The following is a 24,026-nucleotide window of genomic DNA, read 5'->3' on the forward strand; positions in this document are numbered from 1 at the left end:
GGAGGCGCTCCCGGGCGTCCGGTGCGTGTGCACGAGGGCGTACCGCCGCGGGTCGTGTTGTGTGCACGAGGGCGTACCGCCGCGGGTCGTGTTGTGTGCGCACGGCCGGAGCCGGGATGCTGGCAGGGCGACGAGTCAGGAGTCCCGATGACGCACCTCCCGGTCCCCGACCAGGCCACCGCATCCTCCGTGCCGGACGCGGTGGTCCACCTGAGCAGCGGCGGGGTGAGCCTCGTGCTCGACGCGTCGTCCGGCCTCCTGCCCGCGGTCGTCCACTGGGGAGCCGCGCTCGGGTCGCTGACCGCGGACGACGTCGCGGCGCTGTCCGAGGCGGACGTCCCGCCGGTCGGCGGGAACGCCGTCGACGAGCCGGTGCGCGTCGCCGTGCTGCCCGAGGGGTGGACGGGATGGACCGGGAGACCCGGGATCAGCGGCCATCGGAGCGGCCGGGACTGGTCGCCGCGGTTCCGCACGACGGCGGTCCGCCTGGAGGCCCGGGGGCACGAGGGCGCGCTGGCCGACTTCCGGGAGGTCGGGGCCGGCACCGTCACCGTGACCGCGGCGGACGAGGTGGCCGGGCTCGGGCTCGTGGTCGTCGTCGAACTGCTCGAGAGCGGCCTCGTGCGGCTGCGAGCCGAGGTCGAGAACACGGGTGCGGAGGAGTACGCACTCGACGACGTCACGCTCACGCTGCCCGTGCCGTCGCGAGCGCGCGAGGTCCTCGACTTCGGCGGACGGTGGGGCGCGGAGCGGACACCGCAGCGGACCGAACTCGTGACGGGCATCCACGAGCGGCAGGGCCGCAAGGGCCGAACCGGTGCCGACGCGGCGACGGTGTTGAGCGTCGGGACGCCCGGGTTCGGGTTCGCCGGCGGTGAGGTCTGGGGCGTGCACACCGCGTGGAGCGGGAACCACCGGCACGCGGCGGAGCGCGTGTTCAGCGGCGAGCAGGTGCTCGGCGGTGGGGAGCTCCTGCTGCCGGGCGAGGTCCGGCTCGGCCCCGGCGCGTCCTACCGCACGCCGTGGGTGTTCGGCGCGTACGGGGTCGGTCTCGACGACCAGGCGCGGCGGTTCCACCGGTTCCTGCGCTCGCGCCCCCGACACCCGCGGCGGGACCGCCCGGTGACGATCAACGTGTGGGAGGCCGTGTACTTCGACCACGACCTGGGACGGCTGACGGACCTGGCGGAGCGTGCTGCCGGGCTCGGGGTGGAGCGGTACGTGCTCGACGACGGGTGGTTCCGGGGCCGCCGGGACGACACCCGCGGTCTGGGCGACTGGGTGGTCGACGAGGACGTCTGGCCGGACGGGCTGCACCCGCTCGTGGACCGCGTGCGGGAGCTCGGCATGGAGTTCGGCCTGTGGTTCGAGCCCGAGATGGTGAACGAGGACAGCGACGTGGCCCGCGCGCATCCGGAGTGGCTCATGCAGACGGGGGCGCGCCTCCCGGTCCGGTCACGGAACCAGCAGGTGCTCGACCTGGCGATCCCCGAGGCGTACGAGCACGTGCTGGGGCAGATGACGGCCGTGCTCGAGGAGTACGCGATCGCGTACGTCAAGTGGGACCACAACCGGGACCTCGTCGACGCGGGGCGGTGGCCGGGCGGCGAACCGGCGGTGCACGAGCAGACCCGGGCGGCGTACCGGCTCATGGCCACGCTGAAGGAGCGGTTCCCGGGACTCGAGATCGAGTCGTGCTCGTCCGGGGGCGGGCGGGTCGACCTCGGCGTCATCGAACACACGGACCGGGTCTGGGTCTCCGACTGCATCGACCCCCTCGAGCGCCAGCGGATGAACCGGTGGACGATGCAGCTCCTGCCGCCGGAACTGCTCGGGTCGCACGTGGCCTCGGGCGTGAACCACACGACGGGGCGGTGGCACGAGCTGTCGTTCCGTGCCGGGACCGCCCTGTTCGGCCACTTCGGGATCGAGTGGGACCTGGCGCGGGCGACGGAGCTCGAGCTCCGGGACCTCGGCGCGTGGATCGACCTGTACAAGCGGTACCGGGACCTCATGCACCGTGGGGAGCTCGTGCGGGTCGACCAGGTGGACCCGACGCTCAACGTGTACGGCGTGGTCGACCCCGCGCGGCGGGAGGCCCTGTTCTTCGTCGCCACGATCGGGCGGTCGGACGTGTCACCGCGGGGTCGCCTGACGTTGCCCGGCCTCGACCCGGCGACGCGCTACCGGGTCACCCCCGTGCTCGTCGGCGACCCCGAGGCGGGGGTGCAGCCGGCATCGTGGTGGGGGCCGGTCGTCGCTGCTGCCGATCCCGCCACGGCACCCGCATCGAACCGCGTCCTTCCTGACGAACCCCGCGATGACGCGGTTCGAACGGACGGAGGCGGGGCAACGCCCACGGGTGCCACGGGTGCCACGGGTGCCACGGGTGCCGCGGGTGCCACGGGGACCAGCGTCGGCGACGGGACGGTCCGTCGGTTCCGCGGGACGGTCCTCCCGGGCAGCGCGCTCGCGTCGGCGGGGCTGCAAGCGCCCCTGATGTACCCGGAGCGCGTGGTGCTGCTGCACGTGACGGCCGAGGACTGACCGCCCCGGGTCACCGGACGCGGCGCTGCCCAGCAGACGCGACGGCATCCCGCGGCACGGCGTGGATCGCGTTGTGTCCCTCGGGCTTCCGCCGTACACTCGGAGCCACTACAACGTTGTAACCGCGAACGAAGGAACACCGCAATGCCGCGCGTCCACCTCTCCCTCGACCCTGCGTTCACCATCGGCCCGGTCCGGCGTCGCCTGTTCGGCGGGTTCGTCGAGCACCTCGGCCGCCACGTCTACGACGGCATCCACGAGCCGAACCACCCCACCGCCGACGAGCAGGGCTTCCGGCAGGACGTCATCGAGCTCGTCAAGGAGCTCGGGGTCACGACGATCCGGTACCCCGGCGGCAACTTCGTGTCGGGCTACAACTGGGAGGACGGCGTCGGCCCGGTCGACCAGCGTCCCCGCCGCCTCGACCTCGCGTGGCACGCCACCGAGACGAACCAGGTCGGGCTGCACGAGTTCTCGCACTGGCTCGACCAGGTCGGCAGCGACCTCATGCTCGCGGTGAACCTCGGCACGCGCGGCACGAAGGAGGCCATCGAGCTCCTCGAGTACACGAACGTCCCCGGTGGCACCACGCGCTCCGAGGAGCGCAAGGCGAACGGGCGGGAACGGCCCTTCGACGTCCGCATGTGGTGCCTCGGCAACGAGATGGACGGCCCGTGGCAGCTCGGCCACCGCAACGCCGTCGACTACGGCAAGCTCGCTTCGCGCACCGCCAAGGCGATGCGCCAGATCGACCCCGACATCGACCTCGTCGCGTGCGGGTCCTCGGGCCGTGGCATGCCCACGTTCGGCGCCTGGGAGCGCGAGGTCCTCGAGCAGACGTACGACGACGTCGACTACATCTCCTGCCACGCCTACTACGAGGAGAAGGACGGCGACCTCGTCAGCTTCCTCTCGTCCGGCATCGACATGGACCAGTTCATCCGCTCGGTCGTCGAGACCGCGGACCACGTCAAGGCCGCCCGGAAGTCGGACAAGACGATCGAGATCTCGTTCGACGAGTGGAACGTCTGGTACATCACCGACTGGGAGGCGCAGCAGAAGACGTACACGATCGACGAGTGGCCGATCGCCCCGCGGCAGCTCGAGGACATCTACTCGGTCGCCGACGCGGTCGCCTTCGGCGGCCTCATGATCACGCTGCTCAACCACGCCGACCGGGTCGCCTCGGCCAGCCTCGCGCAGCTCGTCAACGTCATCGCCCCGATCATGACCGAGCCGAACGGCCCGGCCTGGCGGCAGACGACGTTCTTCCCGTTCTCGCTCACGTCGCAGCTCGCCCAGGGCCAGGCGCTCAAGGTCGCGATCGACGGCGACACGATCGACACCCCGGTCTACGGTGCCGTCCCCGTGGTGGACGCCGCTGCGACGACCGACGGTGAGCGCACGTCGGTGTTCCTCATCAACCGGAGCACCGACGCGGCGACGACCGTCACGCTCGACCTCGGCCGGCTCGGCGCGAGTGCGACCGGCTCGGTCAGCGCCCAGGGCATCTGGGACGACGACGTCTACGCCAAGAACACGCTCGAGGACACCGAGCGCGTCGGCCTGCGGACGAACGACACCGCGACGTTCGAGGACGGCACGCTCACGATCGAGCTGCCGGCGACGTCGTGGACGGCGGTGACCATCGGCTGAGCCGACCTGGCGGGGTGCGGGTCGGTCCCGCACCCGGCCAGGGCTCGGTCGCCGATGCCGGAACGGTACGGTGCAGACGTGACAGCAACCCCGGAGCGGAGCGTGACGCGCTCGCCGACGATCTTCGACGTCGCCGAGCGCGCCGGGGTCTCCCACCAGACGGTGTCCCGCGTCATCAACGGCGACGCGACGGTGCGGGCGCCGTTGCGCGAGCGCGTGACCGCGGCGATCGCCGAGCTCGGGTACCGACCCCGTGCCGCCGCCCGGGCCCTCGCGAGCCGGACGAGCCGCGCCCTCGGTGTCGTGTCCACGGGCGGGGCCCTGCACGGTCCCACGAGCACCGCGCTCGCGTTCAACCAGGCGGCCCGTCGTGCCGGGTACCACGTGCTCACCGCGACGCTCGACCGGGCGGAACCGGAGTCGATGCGCGACGCCGTCGAGACCCTCCTGGCGCAGGACGTCGCCGCGATCGTCCTCGTCGCCGCGGACTCCACCGCGACCGACGCCCTCGCCGCGCTCCCGGTGGCCCCGCCGGTCCCCGTCGTCATCGCGAACGGTCGCGCCGGCCAGGTCGCGGGGTGGACCGCGGTCGCGATCGACCAGGCTGCCGGCGCGGAACTCGCCGTGCGGCACCTGCTCGACCGGGGGCGGCGCCGGATCGCGCACCTCACAGGCCCGGAGGTCTCGCAGGAGGCCGTGGTCCGCCGCGACACGTACGAGCGACTCGTCCGCGAGGCCGGGTTCGAACCGCTCGTGCTGGCGGGTGACTGGACGCCCGAGAGCGGGTACGACGCCGGGCTCGCGCTCGACCGGGACACGGTCGACGCCGTGTTCTGCGGGAACGACCAGATGGCGCTCGGCGTGCTCCACGCGTTCGCCGACCGGGGTGTCCGCGTGCCCGAGGACGTCGCCCTCGTCGGCTTCGACGACATCCCCGAGGCGGCGCACTTCACCCCGCCGCTCACCACCGTGCGGCAGGACTTCGCATCGCTCGGCGAACGTGTGCTCGAGGCCGTCCTCGTCGTGCTCACCGGTGGTGCCGTGACCGACCGGACGGTCGAGCCGGAGCTCGTCGTGCGCACCTCGACGTAGCCCGCACCGCCGGTCGTGACCGGCCCACCCACCCGATCCGTGCCTCCCGGCCTTGCCGAAGTGAGCGCTCACATGGCACGATCACACCATGACGAAGGAGTCGCCCATGCCCGATGACGACCAGGCGCGCCAGCGCCACGCCGACGACGTCAGCGAGGGTCGCGCGACCCTCGGGATCGAGCTCGGCTCCACCCGCATCAAGGCGACCCTCGTCGGCGCCGACCTGCTGCCGATCGCATCGGGCAGCCACGAGTGGGAGAACGAGTTCGTCGACGGCCGGTGGACGTACCCGCTCGACGCCGTCTGGTCGGGCCTCCAGGCCTGCTACGCGGACCTCGTGTCCGACGTCCAGGACCGGTTCGGGGTGCGCCCCACGCGCTTCCGGGCCATCGGCGTGTCCGCGATGATGCACGGCTACCTGGCGTTCGACGCGGACGACGAACTGCTCGTCCCGTTCCGGACCTGGCGCAACACCTCGACCGGCGCGGCGTCCGCCGAGCTGACCGAGGCGCTCCAGTTCAACATCCCGCTCCGTTGGTCCGTCGCGCACCTGTACCAGGCGGTCCTCGACGACGAACCGCACGTCGCCGACATCGCGTCGCTGACGACGCTCGCCGGGTACGTGCACTGGAAGCTCACGGGGCGTCGGGTGCTCGGCGTGGGGGACGCGTCGGGCGTGTTCCCGATCGACCCCGCCACCGGCACCTACGACGCCGGCATGCTCGCCACGGTCCAGGAGCGCGTCGGACAGCGGGCCGCGCACCTCGACCTCGCGGCCGTGCTCCCCGAGGTGCTCCCCGCCGGACGGGAGGCGGGGCACCTGACCGCGGACGGCGCACGACTGCTGGACCCGACCGACTCGCTGCAGGACGGCATCCCGCTCTGCCCGCCCGAGGGGGACGCGGGTACCGGCATGGTGGCCACGAACGCGGTCGCGCCGCGCACCGGGAACGTGAGCGTCGGCACGAGCATCTTCGCCATGGTCGTGCTCGAGGAACCCCTCACCGCCGCGCACCACGAGCTCGACGTCGTGACGACGCCGTCCGGTGACGCCGTCGCGATGGTGCACTGCAACAACGGCGCGAGCGAGCTCGCCGCCTGGGCGCGGGTGTTCGGCCGCTTCGCCGAGGTCACCGGGTCGCCGGTCGAGCCGGACCGGGTGTACGCGGCGCTGCTCGCGGAGGCCCTGGACGCGGACCCCGACGCCGGTGGCCTGCTGTCCTCGAACTACCTGTCCGGCGAGCCGGTGACGGGCGTCGAGGAGGGGCGACCGCTCCTCGTCCGCAGTCCCGCGGGTCGGTTCACGCTCGGCAACCTCATCCGGGCCGAGGTGGACGCGGCGTTCGCGACCCTGCGCATCGGCATGGACGTCCTGGCGGGCGAGGGAGTCGCGGTCGACCAGCTGCTCGCCCACGGGGGCCTGTTCCGGACGCGCGGGCCGGCCCAGCAGTTGCTGGCCGCCGCGTTGCGGGTGCCGATCGCCGTCGGGGCGACCGCCGGTGAGGGCGGTCCGTGGGGCATGGCGGTCCTGGCCGCGTACCTCGAGGCCGCCGACGAGCGGTCCCTGGCCGAGTACCTGGCCACCGAGGTCTTCGATGGCGACACGGTCGACGTCGTGCAGCCGGCGGCCGAGGACGTCGCGGGCTTCGCCACGTTCCTCGAGCGGTACCGGGCCGGCCTGGCCCTGCAGCCGGTCGCGGTCGCGGCCACACCGGCCGGCACGAGTGACGGCGACGCCGCCGGCGACGCCGTCGCGAACGGCGACACCCCGAACGAAGGAGCAACCCCATGACCGAGGACACTCCCGTGTCCGGCGACGCCGTGTCCGACGACGTCCGTGCCGCCGTGCAGGCGACCCGCGAGAAGGTCGCCGCCCTGCACAGCGAGCTGACCCGGAACGGACTCGTCGTCTGGACGGGCGGCAACGTGTCGGAGCGCGTGCCCGGCGCCGACCTGTTCGTCATCAAGCCGTCCGGCCTGACGTACGACGAGCTCCGTCCCGAGAACCAGATCGTCTGCACCCTCGACGGCGTGCCCGCCGACGGTTGGGGCAACGAGCACGGTCCGTCGAGCGACACCGCCGCGCACGCCTACGTGTACCGCCAGATGCCGAGCGTCGGCGGCGTCGTGCACACCCACTCGACCTACGCCACCGCGTGGGCCGCGCGGGGCGAGGAGATCCCGTGCGTCATCACCGCGATGGCGGACGAGTTCGGCGGACCCATCCCGATCGGTCCGTTCGCGATCATCGGTGACGACTCGATCGGCCGCGGCATCGTCGCGACGCTCGAGGGGCACCGCTCGCGCGCCGTGCTCATGCAGAACCACGGGGTGTTCACCATCGGCAAGGACGGCCGCGACGCGGTCAAGGCGGCCGTGATGGCCGAGGACGTCGCCCGCACCGTGCACATCAGCCGGCAGCTCGGCGACCCGCTGCCGATCGACCCCGCCGACATCGACCGGTTGTTCGACCGGTACCAGAACGTCTACGGACAGGAACCCAAGGGAGCGATGCAATGACGCAGATCGACAGCGGACTCGACGGATACCAGATCTGGTTCCTGACGGGGAGCCAGGGGCTCTACGGCGAGGAGACCCTCCGCCAGGTCGCGGAGCAGTCGCAGGCGGTGCACGCGCAGCTCGCGGCGCAGGTGCCCGTCGAGCTCGTGTGGAAGCCGGTGCTCACCGACCCGGACTCGATCCGCCGCGCCCTCATCGAGGCGAGCGCGGACGACCGCGTCATCGGGGTCGCGACGTGGATGCACACGTTCAGCCCGGCGAAGATGTGGATCGGCGGGCTCGGTGCGCTCACGAAGCCGTTGCTGCACCTGCACACACAGGCGAACGTCGAGCTGCCCTGGGGCGAGATCGACTTCGACTTCATGAACCTCAACCAGGCCGCGCACGGCGACCGCGAGTTCGGCTACGCGCTGGCCCGCATGGGGGTCGCGCACGCCACGACGATCGGCCACGTGTCGGATCCGCGCGTCGTGGCCGAGGTCTCGGCGTGGGCCCGTGCGGCCGCCGCCTGGGCCGCTGTCCGGTCGCTCAAGCTCGCGCGCTTCGGCGACAACATGCGGTACGTCGCCGTCACCGAGGGTGACAAGACCGAGGCCGAGATCGCGCTCGGCGTCCAGGTGAACACCTGGGCCGTCAACGAGCTCGCCGACGCGGTCGCCGACGTCGACGACACCGACGTCGACGCCCTCGTGGCCTCGTACGAGGAGGAGTACGAGGTCGTCGCCGAGCTCCGTCGCGGTGGCGAGCGCCACCAGTCCCTCCGTGACGGTGCCGCGATCGAGCTCGGGCTCCGCTCGTTCCTCGAGGCCGGTGGGTTCGGTGCGTTCACGACGAACTTCGAGGACCTCGGCGCGCTCAAGCAGCTGCCGGGCCTCGCGGTGCAGCGGCTCATGGCCGACGGCTACGGGTTCGGTGCCGAGGGCGACTGGAAGACCGCCGTGCTCGTCCGCGCGATGAACGTCGCCGGGGCCGGGCTCCCCGGCGGCGCCTCGCTCATGGAGGACTACACGTACGAGCTCACGCCGGGTCGCGAGAAGATCCTCGGCGCGCACATGCTCGAGGTCTCGCCGACGTTGACGGCCGCACGCCCCACGCTCGAGATCCACCCGCTCGGCATCGGCGGCAAGGACGACCCCGTGCGCCTCGTGTTCACGGCCGACCCGGGTGAGGCCGTCGTCGTCGCGATGTCCGACGTCCGCGACGGCTTCCGCCTGACGGCCAACGTCGTCGACGTCGTCGAGCCCGACGCGCCGCTGCCGCACCTGCCCGTCGGCCGCGCCGTCTGGGAGCCCCGGCCGTCGTTCCCCGTCGCCGCCGAGGCCTGGCTCGCCGCGGGTGCCGCCCACCACACCGTCATGACGAACGCGGTCGGGCTCGACGTCGTGGAGCGCTTCGCGACGATGGCCGGGACCGAGTTCGTGGTGATCGACGAGCACACCACGATCCGCGAGTTCCGGCAGGAGCTCAAGGTGCAGCAGGTGTGGCACCGCCTCGACCGGGGGTTCTGAGCCTCCCGCTCAGAACGCAGGACACGCCGTGTGCACCCGAGTGCACACGGCGTGTCCTGCACTCTGGGCAGGGTCGGCGTGACCCCCGGATGCGGGGTTCCCAGGTGATTCGGATGATCGCGGCGCCCATTGCCGCCGATCCGCGCGGTCATGGCGATCCCGGGGTGTCGTTCCGCTCAGGCTGCGCGCCCGACCGAGGGGTGGACCGATCGTTCCCGGTTGAGTCCGCGTCGAGCGGTACCTATCGTGGCCGAGGTCGTCCCGGGGGTGGGGAACGACGGTGGCCGCCCCCAGGCGGTTGCACCAACGAGGCCGGACGCGCGCGAACAGCTGCCCCGCGACGGAACCCTCGACCTGACCGCAGATCGGCCGGGGTGGGCAGCGGTCGTCCGACGATCGTCGGCGTGCGCGGCCCCGTGAGGAAGCACCACACCATGAAGAAGTCCATCCGTACCCGCTCGCTCGTCAGCGGGCTCGCGTTCGCCGGCCTCGCCGTCACGGGCGTCGCCCTGGCGGCACCCGCCAACGCGGCCTCCGAGTCGACCTGGGACCAGATCGCCCAGTGTGAGAGCAGTGGCAACTGGGCCACCAACACCGGCAACGGCTACTCCGGCGGCCTCCAGTTCTCCCAGAGCACCTGGGCCGCCAACGGCGGGACCGGGACCCCGGCGTCCGCCAGCAAGTCGGAACAGATCGCGGTCGCGAACCGCGTGCTCGCGTCGCAGGGCTGGGGCGCCTGGCCGGCGTGCTCGTCCCGGCTCGGTCTGAGCGGCACCGAGGGCGCGTCCGCTCCCGCGGCGACCACCTCGACCGCTCCGTCGTCGACCACCTCCACCGCGCCGTCGGCCGCCTCGTCCACCGCGACGTCGAGCGCGGCGACCTCGAGCGCGCCCGTCGCGGCACCGTCCGCACCCGCGGCACCGTCGATCCCGTCCGTGGCGACGAGCGGCAAGACGTACACGGTGCTCTCGGGCGACACGCTCAACACGATCGCCACGAAGCTCGGCGTGAGCGGCGGGTGGACGCGCCTCGCTGGTGCGAACACGCGCACCGTGACCGACGTCGACCTGATCTACCCGGGGCAGGTCCTGCAGCTCCCGGCCTGATCGCAGGCGCCGCTCGGTCCGCACCACGCGCGGACCGAGCGGGACACGACGGACGGGACCCGGGCGACCGGGTCCCGTCCGTCGTTCCGTTCGGCGTGGACACCGCCGTGTCGACGCCCTGTCCGGCTCGTCCTCCACATCGGCCGGTGCATGAACGCTGTCCACCATCTCGGCTCGGCACCTTGTCGGCGGGCGTGCTTCCCGGCCATCATCGGAGCACGCGCCGCGGGGTGCGCAGGAGCACGAGGAGGACGGGACATGGCGACCTTCACCAGGGGGTTCGGCGGGCGGCGGCGTGACGTGGACCCGCGGCTGCCACCGGGACAGACCACCGTGGCCGACTGGCCGGTGCTCTCGGCGAGCGGCACACCGATCATCGAGCCCGAGGAGTGGCAGTTCTCCGTCCGTACCGAGACCGGCGCAGTGCACGAGTGGTCGTGGGACGCGGTCCGGGCGCTCGGGATCGAGGACATCCGGACCGACATCCACTGCGTGACCCACTGGTCCAAGCTCGACATGGGGTGGCGGGGCGTCCCGCTCGACGCCGTCTTCGCCGACGTCGAGACCTCGTTCGACCACCTCATGGTCCACAGTTACGGCGGCTACACGACGAACCTGCCCCTGGCCGAGGTCCTCGACGGCAAGGCGTGGATCGCGTTCGAGGCCGAGGGCGAGCCCCTGTCGCCCGAACACGGCGGTCCGGCGCGGTTGCTCGTGCCGCATCTCTACTTCTGGAAGAGCGCCAAGTGGGTCCGCGGGATCACGATGCAGGCGAACGACGAGCCGGGCTTCTGGGAGAACGCGGGCTACCACCTGCACGGGGACCCGTGGAAGGAAGAGCGCTACTGGTGAGCGTCGACGTCGGAGCGACCGCATCGGCGCAGACGGTGTCGGCCACGACGGGTGCGCCCGCGGACCCGACCTCCCGTCCCGCGTCCGCACTCCCGCGCCCGGGGTGGCACGTGGCGCGTGTCGTCGCGGTCGCGTCCGAGACCCCGACGGCGCGGCGCATCGTGCTCGACGTCGCGGGCTGGCCCGGGAACGAGGCCGGTCAGCACCTCGACCTGCGCCTCACCGCCGAGGACGGCTACCAGGCGACGCGGTCCTACTCGATCGCCTCGCACGGGGCGAGCAGCCGGGTCGAGCTCGCGGTGGACCGGGTCGACGACGGCGAGGTCTCGCCCTTCCTGGTCGACGACGTCATGGTGGGCGACGAACTCGAGGTGCACGGACCGCTCGGCGGCTGGTTCGTCTGGCGGCCACCGACGGAACCGGAACCGCGCCCGGTCCAGCTCATCGCGGGCGGATCCGGCGTCGTCCCGCTCGTCGCGATGGTCCGTGCGCACGCGGAGGCCGGGGACCCCACGCCCTTCCGGTTGCTGTACGCGGTCCGCACGCCGGAGGACGTCTTCTTCCGCCCCGAACTGCGGGCGGCGCTCGACGCGGACGCTCCCTTCACACTGACGACGGTGTACTCGCGACGGACGCCCCCGGGCGACGACACCGCACCCGGCCGCCTGACGCGGGACCGCCTCGGTGCCGCGATCGTGCCGGCGGCGGCCCACCCGCGCATCTACGTCTGCGGCTCGACGCCGTTCGTCGAACAGGTCATCACGTGGCTCGGCGAGCTCGGGTACGACACCCGGGGCGTGCGAGCCGAGCGGTTCGGAGGCAGCGCATGACGACCCGACTCGACGGCAACGCGGCGGCCGGGGTCCTGGCCGACGTCTTCGGCACGGACACCACCACCGCACGGGTCCGATGCTCCGGCTGCGGGGCGGTCGGGGTCGTCGCCACGGTGGTCGTCCTGGCCGATGCGGCGGGCACGGTCCTCCGCTGCCCCGAGTGCGATGACGTCCTCGCCACGGTGGTCGACGACGGCACCACGGCCTGGCTGTCCATGCCCGGGGTGAGCGCGATCGGCATCCCACGACCGGTGCCCCTGGGCAGCCGTGCACGGACCCGGCCCGGAGGCTGAGCGGACACGCCCTGGTCGGACTCCTACACTGGCCAGTCGCAGGAACCCCACCCCACCCCGCCACACCCCTCGGAAGGTCGATCGCCCGATGACCACCCCGTCCACACGCGTGCCCGGCAGACTCGCCGAGCAGCGTGCGCTCCTCTTCGACCTCGACGGCGTCCTGACGCCCACCGCGGACGTCCACATGCGCGCATGGTCACGGCTGTTCACGCCGTACCTCGAGCAGCACGGGGTCGCCCCGTACACCGAGCAGGACTACTACGCGTACATCGACGGCAAGCCGCGCTACGACGGCGTCCGGTCCCTGCTCGTCGCGCGGGGGATCCAGGTCCCCGAGGGCGACCCGTCCGACGGCCCGGACGCCGACACGGTCTGCGGTCTCGGCAACCGGAAGAACGCCGCGTTCAACGCCGAGCTCGAGGAGAACGGCGTCCTGCCGTACCCCGGCTCCGCGCGGTTCCTCGACGCCGCCATCGCTGCCGGGTACCTCGTCGCGGTCGTCTCGAGTTCCGCGAACGCCCGGTCGGTCCTGCGCACCGCGGGGATCCTCGACCGCTTCCCCGTCGTGGTGGACGGCGCCGTCGCGATCGCCGACCACCTGGCCGGCAAGCCGGCTCCCGAAACCTTCGTCGACGCGGCGCACCGCCTCGGACTGACGCCGGCGTCGTGCGTCGTGTTCGAGGACGCCCTCGCCGGGGTCCAGGCCGGCCACGCCGGGGCCTTCGGACTCGTCGTCGGCGTCGATCGCGGTGCGGGCGCGGACGCCCTCCGCGCGCACGGCGCGGACGTCGTCGTGCCCGACCTCGCCGACCTCGTCGACGACCTGCCGGCTCCGGGCACCGTCACCCACCCCACGGACGCTCCCGGGAAGGACGCATGAACCCGATCACCGCGGATCCCCTCGACCGCACCCGCTACCCGATCGACGAGTGGGCGCTGGAAGAGGCCGAGTACGCCCCCGACGAGCAGGGCGTCGCCGAGACGCTGTTCGCGGTCGGCAACGGGTACCTCGGCCTCCGGGGGAACTTCGACGAGGGCCGGGGCGGGTTCTCGTACGGCACCTACGTGAACGGGTTCCACGAGACCTGGCCGATCCGTCACGCCGAAGAGGCCTTCGGGTTCGCGAAGGTGGGACAGACGATCGTCAACGCCCCGGACGCCAAGGTGATCCGGCTCTACGTCGACGACGAACCCCTGGTCCTCGCCGAGGCCGACATCCTCCGGTACACGCGACGGCTCGAGTTCCGCGACGGCTACCTGCTCCGTGAGACCGAGTGGAGCACGCCCTCGGGCAAGCGCGTGCTCATCCGCTCGCGCCGACTCGTGTCGTTCGCCGACCGGCACCTCGCGGTCGTCGACTACGAGGTCACGATGCTCGACCACGATGCCTCCGTGTTGCTGTCGAGCCAGATCCTCAACCGCCAGGACGTGCCCGACGAGTACCACGCGATGATGCAGACCGCGGCGCCGATGTTCGACCCGCGCAAGGCGGAGCAGTTCACGAACCGGGTCCTGCAACCGCGCTTCCGGCGGAACACGGGCGAGCGGTCGCTGCTCGGTTACCAGACGTCGAGCTCGGGCATGACCATCTGCGTGGGGGCCGAGCACCGGCTCGAGACCGACAACACCTGGGACCACACCGCGCAGATCGACGACGACCTCGCCAAGCACGTGTACCGGATCACGGCCAAGGCCGGACAGCCGATCCGCCTCGTCAAGACCATCACGTACCACACGTCGCGCGGGGTCCCCGCCCGGGAGCTCGCCGATCGCTGCGACCGGACGCTCGACCGTGCGGCCGAGACCTCCGTGGACGACATGTTCGCGCACCAGCGGGCGTGGATGGACGACTTCTGGGCCCGGAGCGACGTCGAGATCCCGCACGAGCCCGGCCTGCAGCAGGCGGTCCGGTGGAACCTGTTCCAGCTCGCGCAGGCCACCGCCCGCACCGATGGCCACGGCATCGCGGCGAAGGGCGTGAGCGGCTCCGGGTACGGCGGCCACTACTTCTGGGACACCGAGGTCTACGTGCTGCCGTTCCTCAGCTACACGGCACCGATCGTCGCCCGGAACGCCATGCGGTTCCGCTACAACATGCTCGACGCCGCCCGTGACCGCGCTCGCGAGCTGAACCAGCGCGGCGCCCTGTTCCCGTGGCGGACGATCAACGGTCAGGAGTCGAGCGCGTACTACGCGGCCGGCACCGCGCAGTACCACATCGACGCCGACATCGCCCACGCGCTCATGCAGTACGTCCGGGCGAGCGGTGACCGCGAGTTCCTCAAGCGTGGGGCGATCGACATCCTCGTCGAGACCGCGCGCTTGTGGGAGGACCTCGGCTTCTGGCGGCGGAACGGCGACCGGAAGTTCCACATCGACGGCGTGACGGGCCCGGACGAGTACACCACCGTCGTCGACGACAACATGTACACGAACGTCATGGCCCGCGCGAACCTGTGGTTCGCCGTGAACGCGTGCCGTGAACTGCGTGCCGACGACCCGGTCGAGTTCTCGCGCATGGTCCGTCGTACGGGTCTGGACGAGTCGGAGATCGCGGGCTGGGCCGCGGCGGCCGAGGCCATGGAGATCCCGTTCGACCCGCACCGGGGCATCCACCCGCAGGACGCCCAGTTCCTCGACAAGGAGCTCTGGGACCTCGAGAAGACGCCGGAGTCGAAGCGCCCGCTCCTGCTCCACTACCACCCGCTCGTGATCTACCGGTTCCAGGTGCTCAAGCAGGCGGACGTCGTGCTCGCGCTGTTCCTGCAGGGCCACGAGTTCACGCCCGCCGAGAAGCGCCGCGACTTCGAGTACTACGACGCACTGACCACGGGTGACTCCACGCTGTCGGCGGTCGTCCAGTCGATCATCGCGGCCGAGGTCGGGTACCACGAGCTCGCGGAGCAGTACTTCCTCACCTCGTTGTTCGTCGACCTCGCCGACCTGCACGGCAACACGTCCGACGGCGTCCACGTCGCCTCGACGGGCGGCGTCTGGGGTGCCCTCGTCAACGGCTTCGGCGGCATGCGCGACCACGGCGGCCGACTGACGTTCAACCCGCGGCTCCCGAAGACATGGCCCGGCCTGACCTTCCGGCTCACCGTGCAGGGGAACCGGATGCGCGTCGAGCTCGAACCGGATCGCATGACCTTCACGATCGAGCACGGCACCGAGGTCACGGTGTGGGTGCACAACGAGGAGTTCCTCGTCTCGGCGGACCACCCGCTCGTCGTCGAGCTCGGGCACCAGGGGCCGCGGCTCGAGGCGCACGCGCCGACGACGAGCGACATCCAGGGCACGCTCCGCGCCGACGGGTCGGTCATCACCGCGTCCATCCCGACGATCTCGCTCGAGCGTGACGAGGTGGAGGCGCAGCCGTCGTGAGTGCACGCCGGGTCGCCGCCGACGCGGACGTCGGCACCCGCTGGGTGGCCCTGCTCCGCGGCGTGAACGTGGGCGGGGTCACCGTCCGGAACCCCGAACTCACCGCGGTCGTCGCGGGGATCGGCGGCACCGACGTCCGACCGGTGCTCGCGAGCGGCAACGTGGTGTTCACGGCCCCGGCGCCCGACGCCGGACCGGAGCACGCGCTCGCGCAGGACGCTGCGGAGGCGACCCTCCGGGACCGGCTCGAGCGGGGCCTCCAGGACCGGTTCGGCCGCCCGGTGCCCGTGGTGCTCGTGCGACAGGACCGACTGGCGGCGCTCGTCGACGCGTTCCCGTTCCCGGTCGACGCGGCGACGCACGCGTACGTCGTGTTCTCGTCGGACCAGGACGCCCTCGAGGCCCTCGTCGCCGACCCGGTGGACCCGCCGGACCGGGTGGCCGTCGGCGACGGCGTCGTCTACTGGGCGTGCCCGAAGGGGTCGAGCACCGACACCCCGTTCGCCAAGCGTGCGTCCACGTCGCGGTTCCGCGCGATGACGACGACGCGGAACGTGAACACGCTCCGTCGCATGGCGTGACCGCGGCACCATGCGCCAGGGAAACGCGCCGGGGGACACCGCCCCGGGGGTGACCGGCAGCCGCCCGAGTACAACGATCACCATGACGAACGAACGTCCCGACACCGACGGGCCCGACGCAGCACATCGGATCCCGGAGGGGGTCGACGACGCCACGGTGGACGCCCTCGGCAAGCTGTCCGAGGGGCTCGAGGCGCTCGAGCACGCTCGCGGCCTGCTGTACGGCTTCCACCGCCTCACGGGCACGGCGGACCTCGCGATCGGTAAAGCCGTGGACCTGTTCCGCCAGGCCGGACACGACGACGTCGCCGACCGCATCGAGCGTGACGTCGTCGGCCGCAACGTCATCGCCGGCCGATGGACGTTCCAGATCGTCGAGGACTACGACGACGACTACTGGTCGGTCGTCCGCGACGCCGAACGGGAGGCCCGCGAGCAGCTGGCCGGCGGCCGTCGCCACCTCTTCGAGGCCCGCATGAAGGAACAGCGCCGCACCCACGGGGCGCCCCACCACGAGGCCCTGCCCGCCGATGTCGGCGAGCAGGTGTGATGATGGGGCGGTGAACGGACGCCAGGACCGGGCTCGCGTCGAGGCGGCCGTGCGCGAGCTCCTCGCCGGTGTCGGTGAGGACCCGACGCGTCCGGGCCTCCAGGCGACGCCCGCGCGGGTGGCGGACGCGTTCGCCGAGTTCTTCAGCGGCCTCGGGGTCGACGCGACCGACATCGTGCGACGTGGGGCGGTGCCGGCCGAGCCGGACGAGCTCGGTGAGGTCGTGATCGTGCGCGACGTCCGGTTCCGCTCGGTGTGTGAGCACCACCTGCTGCCGTTCCTCGGGGTCGCCCACCTGGCGTACGTGCCGGGCGAGCGGATCATCGGGCTCGGCACGCTCTCGCGGGTGGTCGACGCGATCGCCTCGCGGCCGCAGCTGCAGGAGCGGCTCGGGTCCGAGGTCGTGTCGGCCATCGCCGAGGGGCTCGACGCCCCGGGGGTGCTCGTCGTGCTCGACGCCGTGCACGCCTGCGTGACGACCCGTGGTGAGCGGCAGACGGCCAGTTCGACGGTGACCGTGGCGAGCAGCGGAGTCCTCGCGGACCCGGTCCGTCGGGCCGAGGTCATCGCGCTCATCGGCGCGGCCGGCAGCGGAGCGGTGGCATGACGGCGGACGCGGCCCTGGGCCTCCCGACCGGCGCCGTGCTCGTGACCGACCCCGAGCGCACGGCCGGCCCCGAGCGCACGGCCGGCCCCGAGCGCACGACCGGCTCCGAGCGCACGGCCGCCCCCGTGCTCGCGACCGGTCCCGTGCTCCCGCCGCTCCGCCACCCCGTCCGCAGGATCGGCCGCCGGACGTTCGACTTCGACCGGCGGATCGCCGTCATGGCGATCGTCAACCGCACCCCCGATTCGTTCCACGACCGAGGCGCCACGTTCGCGCTCGATCGAGCGGTCGCCGCAGCGGTGGCGGCGGCGGACGAGGGCGCGGACTGGGTGGACGTCGGCGGCGTCAAGTTCGCCCCCGGCCCCGAGGTGCCCGCGGACGAGGAGGCCGACCGCGTCGTGCCCGTGGTGCGCGCGCTCGTCCAGGCGTCGGACGTGGTCGTGTCCGTGGACACGTTCCGGCCCGAGGTCGCGGCGGCGGCGATCGCCGCGGGCGCCTCGGTCGTCAACGACACGACGGGGTTGTCGGATCCGCGGATGGCCGACGTCGTGGCCGACAGCGACGCGACGGTCGTCATCACCCACAGCCTGGCTGCCCCGCGGCAGGAGCACCCGATGCCGCGGTACGACGACGTCGTCGGCGACGTGGTCGCGTTCCTCCGGCGGCGGGTCGACCTCGCGCTCGAGCGTGGTGTGCCGGAGTCGCGGATCGTCGTCGACCCCGGACACGACCTCAACAAGACGACGGTGCACTCGCTCGAGTTGACCCGTCGACTGGCCGAGGTCGCGGCGCTCGGGTTCCCGACCCTCGCGGCGGTGTCGAACAAGGACTTCGTCGGGGAGTCCCTGGGGCGGCCCCGGGGCGAACGGCTGGCGGGGTCGCTCGCGGCCGCGACGATGAGCGCGATGCTCGGCGCCCGGATCCTCCGCATGCACGACGTCCGTCCCGCGGTCGACGCGGCCCGCATGGTCGAGGCCGTGCTCGGTTGGCGCGCCCCCGTCGACCCGGTCCACAACCTGTTGCCCGAGGGCAACCGTCCGGTCGCATGAGCCCGGACGAGCACGCCGCCGACGAGCACGCCGCCGCACCCGCCGCCGGGGCGACGGTCGCCGCCGCCGCCATCGAGCAGCTGTTCCCCGCCGCCGGCCCGGGACCGCTCGACGACGACGCACTCCTCGCCCTGTACGGCCGGGAGGCCCGACACCCCTCCCCGACGACGGCCGACAGCTGGGTGCGGGTCAACGTCGTCAGCAGTCTCGACGGCTCCGCCACCGCCGGGGGCGTCTCCGGTGGCCTCGGCGGCCCGGCCGACCTCCGCGTGTTCGACCTCCTGCGCCGCCTCGCGGACGTCGTCCTCGTCGCAGCCGGGACCGTCCGGAACGAGGGGTACGGGCCGATGCGCCTGCACGACGCGGACGTGGCGTGGCGGCGTGCGCGGGACCTCCCGGACCACCCCGCGTTCGCGATCGTCAGCGGGTCCCTGGCGCTCGACGCGGCGTCGCGGGTCTTCACGGAGGCACCGGTGCGACCGGTCGTCCTGACGCACGCGGAGGCGCCCGCGGACCGACGCGCGGCGCTCGCCGCGGTCGCGGACGTCGTCGACTGCGGGGCGGACGCCGTGGACGTCGCGGTCGTCCGGCGGGCGCTGGTGGAGCGCGGCCTCGCCCAGATCCACTGCGAGGGCGGGCCCGGCCTCCTCGGGGCGCTCGTGGCGGCCGATGCGGTGGACGAGCTGTGCCTCACCGTCAGCCCGGTCCTCGAGGGCGGCGACGGACCCCGGATCGCGCGGGGCGGTGCTGGGCAGGGCCTCCGCTCGATGCGGCTCGCCCACGTCCTCCGCGCCGGCGACATGCTCCTGACGCGGTACCGTCGACCGTGATGCCGCAGCACCTCGACCACGTCACCGCCGGGTTCCTGTTCGACATGGACGGCACCCTCGTCGACTCCACCGCGATCGTCGAGGCCGCCTGGGGGCGCTTCGGGGCGGAGCACGGCATCGACCCGCGCGAGATCCTCGCGTTCTCGCACGGTCGCCAGACGATCGACACCGTGACCCGGTTCCTGCCCGACCGGTCGCACGACGAACGGGTCGCCCTGTCGGCGGCGCTCGTGGCCGACGAGGTCCGTCGCACCGACGGCATCACCGAGGTCCCCGGCGCCGGCGCGCTCGTGCGGACCCTCCTCGACCTCGGAGCGCCCGTCGCCCTCGTGACGAGCGCGCCGCGCGACCTCGCACTGAACCGGATGGCGGCGGCCGGCGTCCCCGTGCCCGAGGTGGTCGTCACCGCCGAGGACGTGCCGAACGGCAAGCCCGCTCCCGACTGCTACCGGCTCGGGGCCGAGATGCTCGGTCTCCCGCCCGGGGACTGCACCGCCTTCGAGGACGCTGAAGCGGGCCTCGTGTCCGCCGTGGCGTCGGGGGCCCACGTCGTCGTGGTCGGCGCGCACAGGTCCCCGACGACCGAGGGTCTCGACCGCGTGACGGACCACACGCGCGTCACGGTGTCACGCGCGGGCGCGGGCTTCCGCATCCGGGGCTGAGCGCCCGCCGGGCCGGGAGCAGGTGCCGGGCCGAGCCGGTGTGCACCCGGGGGACGGGGCGCCTCCACGTCGGCTGCGACCTGCGGACGCTCGCGGGTGATCACGCCGAGACTCGATGGAGCCGCCGGACACGACCCGACGGCGGCGCGGAGCCGATCCGGACCGCGCACTGACGGAAGGAGCACCATGGCCGACGAACTGAACGGCACGAAGATCCTCGTGATCGCCACGAACTACGGGGTCGAGCAGGACGAGATCGTCGTCCCGGTCGAGCAGCTCCGCGAGAAGGGCGCCGCGGTCACGATCGCCGCCAAGGAGCAGTCTCCCATCCAGACGCTCGTGGGCGACAAGGACCCGGGCCAGCAGGTGGACGTCGACCTCGCGCTCGACGAGGCCGACGAGAGCGACTACGACGCGATCCTCATCCCCGGCGGCACCATCAACGCCGACACGCTGCGCCGCGAGCCGGGAGCGATCGCCCTCGTCACGGCGTTCGCCGACGCGGGCAAGCCCATCGCCGCGATCTGCCACGGCCCCTGGCTCCTGGTCGAGGCGGGCATCCTCCCCGGACGCACGATCACCTCGTTCCACACGCTGCAGACCGACATCCGCAACGCCGGCGCCGAGTGGGTGGACCGCGAGGTCGAGGTCGACGTCTCGGGGGGCTACACGCTCATCACCTCCCGCAACCCCGGCGACCTGCAGGCGTTCGTCCCCGCGATCGAAGGGGCGGTCGTCCCCGTCGGCTGACCGCGGCACATCGAACACCCTGGTGCCCGTCGAACCGCGTGATCCCGCGGTTCCACGGGCACCACGCGGTTCGACGGCCACGCGAACCATGCTCAGCCCAGCGGCACCGCCGCCCGGAGCGTCCCCGGGCCGAGCGTCAGCACGCCGTCGGTCAGCGGCTCGCAGCGGATCCCGCCCCGACCCCGCATCCCGCGGAACACGCCCGGCCCGATCGCCACGTCCATCCACGCGCAGGGGTTCGCCGCACGGTGTCCCTGCAGCACGACCGGCCCCGACCCCGTGTCGATCGAGAACAGGACGCCGCGGAGGGCCTCGACGTCGACGCCGCGGAGCACCACGTTCCGTCGGGTGAGCGCCGGGTCCAGCGGGATGCCGAGTTCCGCCGCGAGCGCCTCGAGCGGCTCGGCCCCGATCACCGTGACGGACGCCTGGCGGTGCGCGGGATGGCCGTGGAACCGGTCGCCGACGATCCCGAGCCCGGCCCGGACCGTGATCCGCTCGTGGAGCTCCGGTCCGTCCGCCGGGGCCGGACCGTCGGCGGGCCGGCCCTCGTAGCGGTGCCGCGGTGCGGCGAGCAGCAGTTCGACGGTCACCGGGTACGTGGTCGCCAGCAGTCCGGCCGGGAGGCCCGGAGTCGCGCCCGCCCCGTCGCGCGCGGTCGTCCCGTCGCCGGCGGGGTGCTCACCGCTCGCGTCCATGACACCCGACCGTACCTGTCGGCGTCCGCCGTGCCTCCCGGTCGAGGTGCGGAGGCGGACCGAGCGCGCCACCGCGCGCCCGCCGGGCCGATCCCGTCGACACTGCCGCCGTGTCCGATTCCCGCTGGTCCGGGTCGGTGGCGCGTGTCAGGCTGGGAGCATGGACACGGGCGGGGGGACGGGCGCGACCTCCGACCCGCTCCACGCGGAGCGCTACCGCATCGCCGCGTCGCGCGACGCCCGCTTCGACGGCCAGTTCGTCACCGCCGTCCACTCGACGCGCATCTACTGCCGACCGAGCTGTCCCGCTCGCACGCCGCGGAGCTCGGGCGTCACGTTCTACCCCACGAGTGCGGCCGCGCACCTCGCCGGGTACCGCGCGTGCAAGCGGTGCCTGCCGGAGGCGAGCCCCGGCAGCCCCGCCTGGAACGTGCGCGAGGACGTCGCCGCGCGCGCCATGCGCCTCGTGACGGACGGCGTGGTCGAGCGCGACGGAGTGCCGGCGCTCGCCGCACGCCTCGGGTACTCCCCGCGACACCTCACGCGGATCCTCGTGCAGGAGCTCGGCGCCGGGCCGAAGGCACTGAGCCGCGCGCAGCGCGCCCAGCACGCCCGGACGCTGCTCACGACGTCGTCGCTGCCGGTCGCGGACGTCGCGTTCGCCGCCGGATTCGGCAGCGTGCGGCAGTTCAACGACACCGTGCGCGAGGTCTACGGGCTCACCCCGACCGCGCTGCGGGCGCGGAGTGGACGCGCGGCGCCGACGCCGGACGGGGCGCTCCGCGTCCACCTGCCCGCGCGACCGCCGTTCGACGCCCACGGCCTCTTCGCCTGGTTCGCCGCCCGCGCGCTGCCCGGCGTCGAGGTCGCGGCCACCGCCGCGGATCCCGGCGGCGCCCGCTACGAGCGGGTCGTGCGACTGCCGGGAGGCCCGGCCTGGTTCGCCGCGACCCCCGCCGACCCGGGACCCTCCGGCCGCGGTACCGGCATCGACCTCGAGGTCCGGATGACGACGCTGTCCGACCTCCCGACCCTCGTCGCGCGCGTCCGGTCCCTGTTCGACCTGGACGCGGACCCGGTCGCGGTGGACGCCCTGCTCGGAGTGGTCCCGGAGCTGGCGCCGTCGGTGGCCGCCGTGCCGGGCATCCGGGTGCCGGGGGCGCTCGACGCCGACGAGCTCGTCGTCCGGGCGGTCCTCGGGCAGCAGGTGCGCGTCGCCGCGGCGCGGACGGCGCTCGGTCGTGTGGTGGACGCCCTCGGAGAGCCGGTGCCCGACACCGTCGCGCCCGGGATGCGGATGTTCCCGACGGCCGCCGTGCTCGCCGATGCCGTGGGGCGGCAGCTCGTCGCCGATGCGGGAGCGGGGTCGGCGCCGCCGGGCGACGCGGAGCGGGTCATCCGCGGTCCCCGAGCCCGTGTCGCGACGCTGCACCGGGTCGCGGCGGGGCTCGCCGACGGATCGCTCGTCGTGGACCGGGCCGCGACGCTGGACGACCTCCGCGCGCGACTGCTCGCCGTGCCCGGGGTCGGGCCCTGGACCGCCGCGTACGTCGCGCTCCGGGTCCGGCACCACCCCGATCTCCTCCTCCCCAAGGACGTCGCCGTGCGGAACGGTGCACAGGCCCTCGGGATCCCCGACGACCCGCGCGGACTCTCCGTATGGTCGTCGGCACTCGCTCCCTGGCGGAGCTACCTGACCATGCACCTCTGGCGCGCTGCCGCACGCACCCCGCCGCACCAGGGGCATCGACCGAACGGAAGGCACATCCCATGAGCACCATCGACCGACGGCCCGAACCGGCCGCGTCGGAGTCGGCGTCCGTCGTACCGGACGCGGCGTCCCCGCTCCGGTCGTCCGACGCCGTCGTGGTCCCGCCCGAGCCTCGCGCGGCGACGACGGTCGCGCGCGTCGCCACCCTCGCGACGCCCGACGGTCCGTTCACCGTGCTCGAGGACGGCGACGGCACGGTCCTCGCGTCCGGGTGGACGGCGGAGGCCACCGAGGTCCTCGCCCGGCTGGCGGAGCGCCAGCGCCCGGTGGTCGTCGTGCCGGGCGCGGTGGCGTCGGCCACGGCGGTCCAGGCCTACTACGACGGCGACGTCGAACCGGCCATGCAGGTGCGCGTCCGGCAGTTCGGCACGGAACTGTTCACCGAGGGCTGGCGGCAGCTCCGGCTCGTGCCGGCGGGCACCGTGCTCACGTACACCCAGCTCGCCGCGGCCATGGGTCGTCCGGAGGCCGTGCGCGCCGCGGCGAGCGTCTGCGCCCGGAACGCGCCAGCACTGTTCGTGCCCTGCCATCGGGTGCTCCGGAGCAACGGCGGCCTCGGGGGCTTCGCCTGGGGCGAGCACGTCAAACGGTCCCTGCTCGAGCGCGAGGCCGACCTCGCCGCGCGGACGGCCTGACGACCGAGCTCGGATCGCGGCGGCCGGGAGGACGGACGGCCCGACCCCAGGAGGGGCCGGGACGACGGACGGCCCGACCCCCAGGAGGGCCGGGCCGTC

The 24,026-nt window shown here is 73.2% G+C and carries 22 protein-coding genes; 21 read left to right on the plus strand and 1 reads right to left on the minus strand.

Annotation, left to right across the window (positions count from 1 at the left end):
* Positions 1 to 147: 147 nt before the first annotated feature.
* The 19 genes from DEI92_RS01360 to DEI92_RS01450 all read left to right on the plus strand — a co-directional run bounded on the left by DEI92_RS01360 (position 148) and on the right by DEI92_RS01450 (position 20,823).
* Positions 148 to 2,547 carry an alpha-galactosidase gene (locus DEI92_RS01360; protein WP_111012082.1) on the plus strand — a complete coding sequence of 800 codons (2,400 nt, stop codon included), beginning with the start codon at positions 148 to 150 and terminating at the stop codon, positions 2,545 to 2,547.
* 144 nt (positions 2,548 to 2,691) lie between these two features.
* The gene (locus tag DEI92_RS01365) at positions 2,692 to 4,203 is read left to right on the plus strand and encodes an alpha-N-arabinofuranosidase (protein ID WP_111012083.1); all 1,512 of its coding nucleotides are present in this window, start codon (positions 2,692 to 2,694) and stop codon (positions 4,201 to 4,203) included.
* A 78-nt stretch (positions 4,204 to 4,281) separates the two neighbouring features.
* Positions 4,282 to 5,295: a substrate-binding domain-containing protein gene (locus tag DEI92_RS01370; RefSeq protein WP_258368731.1), complete on the plus strand. Its 1,014-nt coding sequence runs from the start codon at positions 4,282 to 4,284 to the stop codon at positions 5,293 to 5,295.
* A gap of 106 nt (positions 5,296 to 5,401) precedes the next feature.
* Positions 5,402 to 7,087 carry a xylulokinase gene (locus tag DEI92_RS01375; protein WP_111012387.1) on the plus strand — a complete coding sequence of 562 codons (1,686 nt, stop codon included), beginning with the start codon at positions 5,402 to 5,404 and terminating at the stop codon, positions 7,085 to 7,087.
* Positions 7,084 to 7,815 (plus strand): L-ribulose-5-phosphate 4-epimerase, encoded by a 732-nt coding sequence (locus DEI92_RS01380; protein ID WP_111012084.1) that lies wholly within the window; start codon positions 7,084 to 7,086, stop codon positions 7,813 to 7,815. The genes DEI92_RS01375 and DEI92_RS01380 overlap by 4 nt, the downstream gene beginning before the upstream one ends.
* Entirely contained in the window at positions 7,812 to 9,323 is a 1,512-nt protein-coding gene (araA, locus tag DEI92_RS01385) for an L-arabinose isomerase (RefSeq protein WP_111012085.1), read from the plus strand. The genes DEI92_RS01380 and araA overlap by 4 nt, the downstream gene beginning before the upstream one ends.
* Positions 9,324 to 9,757: 434 nt before the next feature.
* A complete protein-coding gene (locus DEI92_RS01390) occupies positions 9,758 to 10,429 on the plus strand; it encodes a transglycosylase family protein (protein ID WP_111012388.1) in 672 nt (223 codons plus the stop codon).
* Positions 10,430 to 10,687: 258 nt separating this feature from the next.
* Positions 10,688 to 11,281, plus strand: coding sequence for a molybdopterin-dependent oxidoreductase (locus DEI92_RS01395; protein ID WP_111012086.1), 594 nt, complete (start codon positions 10,688 to 10,690; stop codon positions 11,279 to 11,281).
* On the plus strand, positions 11,278 to 12,111 hold the full coding sequence (locus DEI92_RS01400; RefSeq protein ID WP_309147127.1) for an FAD-binding oxidoreductase: 834 nt from the start codon (positions 11,278 to 11,280) through the stop codon (positions 12,109 to 12,111). Before DEI92_RS01395 ends, DEI92_RS01400 begins: the two co-directional genes overlap by 4 nt.
* Positions 12,108 to 12,407, plus strand: coding sequence for a DUF6510 family protein (locus DEI92_RS01405; RefSeq protein ID WP_111012087.1), 300 nt, complete (start codon positions 12,108 to 12,110; stop codon positions 12,405 to 12,407). Before DEI92_RS01400 ends, DEI92_RS01405 begins: the two co-directional genes overlap by 4 nt.
* 88 nt (positions 12,408 to 12,495) lie before the next feature.
* Positions 12,496 to 13,290 (plus strand): HAD family phosphatase, encoded by a 795-nt coding sequence (locus tag DEI92_RS01410; protein WP_111012088.1) that lies wholly within the window; start codon positions 12,496 to 12,498, stop codon positions 13,288 to 13,290.
* The gene (locus DEI92_RS01415) at positions 13,287 to 15,794 is read left to right on the plus strand and encodes a glycoside hydrolase family 65 protein (protein WP_111012089.1); all 2,508 of its coding nucleotides are present in this window, start codon (positions 13,287 to 13,289) and stop codon (positions 15,792 to 15,794) included. Before DEI92_RS01410 ends, DEI92_RS01415 begins: the two co-directional genes overlap by 4 nt.
* Positions 15,791 to 16,375, plus strand: coding sequence for a DUF1697 domain-containing protein (locus tag DEI92_RS01420; RefSeq protein WP_111012090.1), 585 nt, complete (start codon positions 15,791 to 15,793; stop codon positions 16,373 to 16,375). The genes DEI92_RS01415 and DEI92_RS01420 overlap by 4 nt, the downstream gene beginning before the upstream one ends.
* 82 nt (positions 16,376 to 16,457) lie before the next feature.
* Entirely contained in the window at positions 16,458 to 16,925 is a 468-nt protein-coding gene (locus tag DEI92_RS01425) for a hypothetical protein (protein ID WP_111012091.1), read from the plus strand.
* Complete coding sequence (folE, locus tag DEI92_RS01430) at positions 16,906 to 17,532, plus strand: GTP cyclohydrolase I (protein WP_111012092.1); 627 nt, start codon at positions 16,906 to 16,908, stop codon at positions 17,530 to 17,532. The genes DEI92_RS01425 and folE overlap by 20 nt, the downstream gene beginning before the upstream one ends.
* Positions 17,529 to 18,581, plus strand: coding sequence for a dihydropteroate synthase (gene folP / locus DEI92_RS01435; RefSeq protein ID WP_111012093.1), 1,053 nt, complete (start codon positions 17,529 to 17,531; stop codon positions 18,579 to 18,581). The genes folE and folP overlap by 4 nt, the downstream gene beginning before the upstream one ends.
* The gene (locus DEI92_RS01440) at positions 18,578 to 19,411 is read left to right on the plus strand and encodes a pyrimidine reductase family protein (RefSeq protein ID WP_111012094.1); all 834 of its coding nucleotides are present in this window, start codon (positions 18,578 to 18,580) and stop codon (positions 19,409 to 19,411) included. Before folP ends, DEI92_RS01440 begins: the two co-directional genes overlap by 4 nt.
* Positions 19,411 to 20,073: an HAD-IA family hydrolase gene (locus DEI92_RS01445; protein ID WP_258369871.1), complete on the plus strand. Its 663-nt coding sequence runs from the start codon at positions 19,411 to 19,413 to the stop codon at positions 20,071 to 20,073. Before DEI92_RS01440 ends, DEI92_RS01445 begins: the two co-directional genes overlap by 1 nt.
* 186 nt (positions 20,074 to 20,259) lie before the next feature.
* On the plus strand, positions 20,260 to 20,823 hold the full coding sequence (locus DEI92_RS01450) for a type 1 glutamine amidotransferase domain-containing protein (protein WP_111011232.1): 564 nt from the start codon (positions 20,260 to 20,262) through the stop codon (positions 20,821 to 20,823).
* 92 nt (positions 20,824 to 20,915) lie between these two features.
* Here DEI92_RS01450 and DEI92_RS01455 read toward each other — a convergent pair whose 3' ends face one another.
* Entirely contained in the window at positions 20,916 to 21,521 is a 606-nt protein-coding gene (locus DEI92_RS01455) for an MOSC domain-containing protein (RefSeq protein WP_258369872.1), read from the minus strand.
* Between the two features lie 160 nt (positions 21,522 to 21,681).
* Here DEI92_RS01455 and DEI92_RS01460 point away from each other — a divergent pair, with 160 nt between their 5' ends.
* Entirely contained in the window at positions 21,682 to 23,295 is a 1,614-nt protein-coding gene (locus DEI92_RS01460) for an AlkA N-terminal domain-containing protein (protein ID WP_111012095.1), read from the plus strand.
* Positions 23,292 to 23,927: a methylated-DNA--[protein]-cysteine S-methyltransferase gene (locus DEI92_RS01465; RefSeq protein ID WP_111012096.1), complete on the plus strand. Its 636-nt coding sequence runs from the start codon at positions 23,292 to 23,294 to the stop codon at positions 23,925 to 23,927. Before DEI92_RS01460 ends, DEI92_RS01465 begins: the two co-directional genes overlap by 4 nt.
* Positions 23,928 to 24,026 lie beyond the last annotated feature (99 nt).

Origin of the sequence: Curtobacterium sp. MCBD17_034 (genome assembly GCF_003234515.1) — a bacterium.
Taxonomy (GTDB): Bacteria; Actinomycetota; Actinomycetes; order Actinomycetales; family Microbacteriaceae; genus Curtobacterium.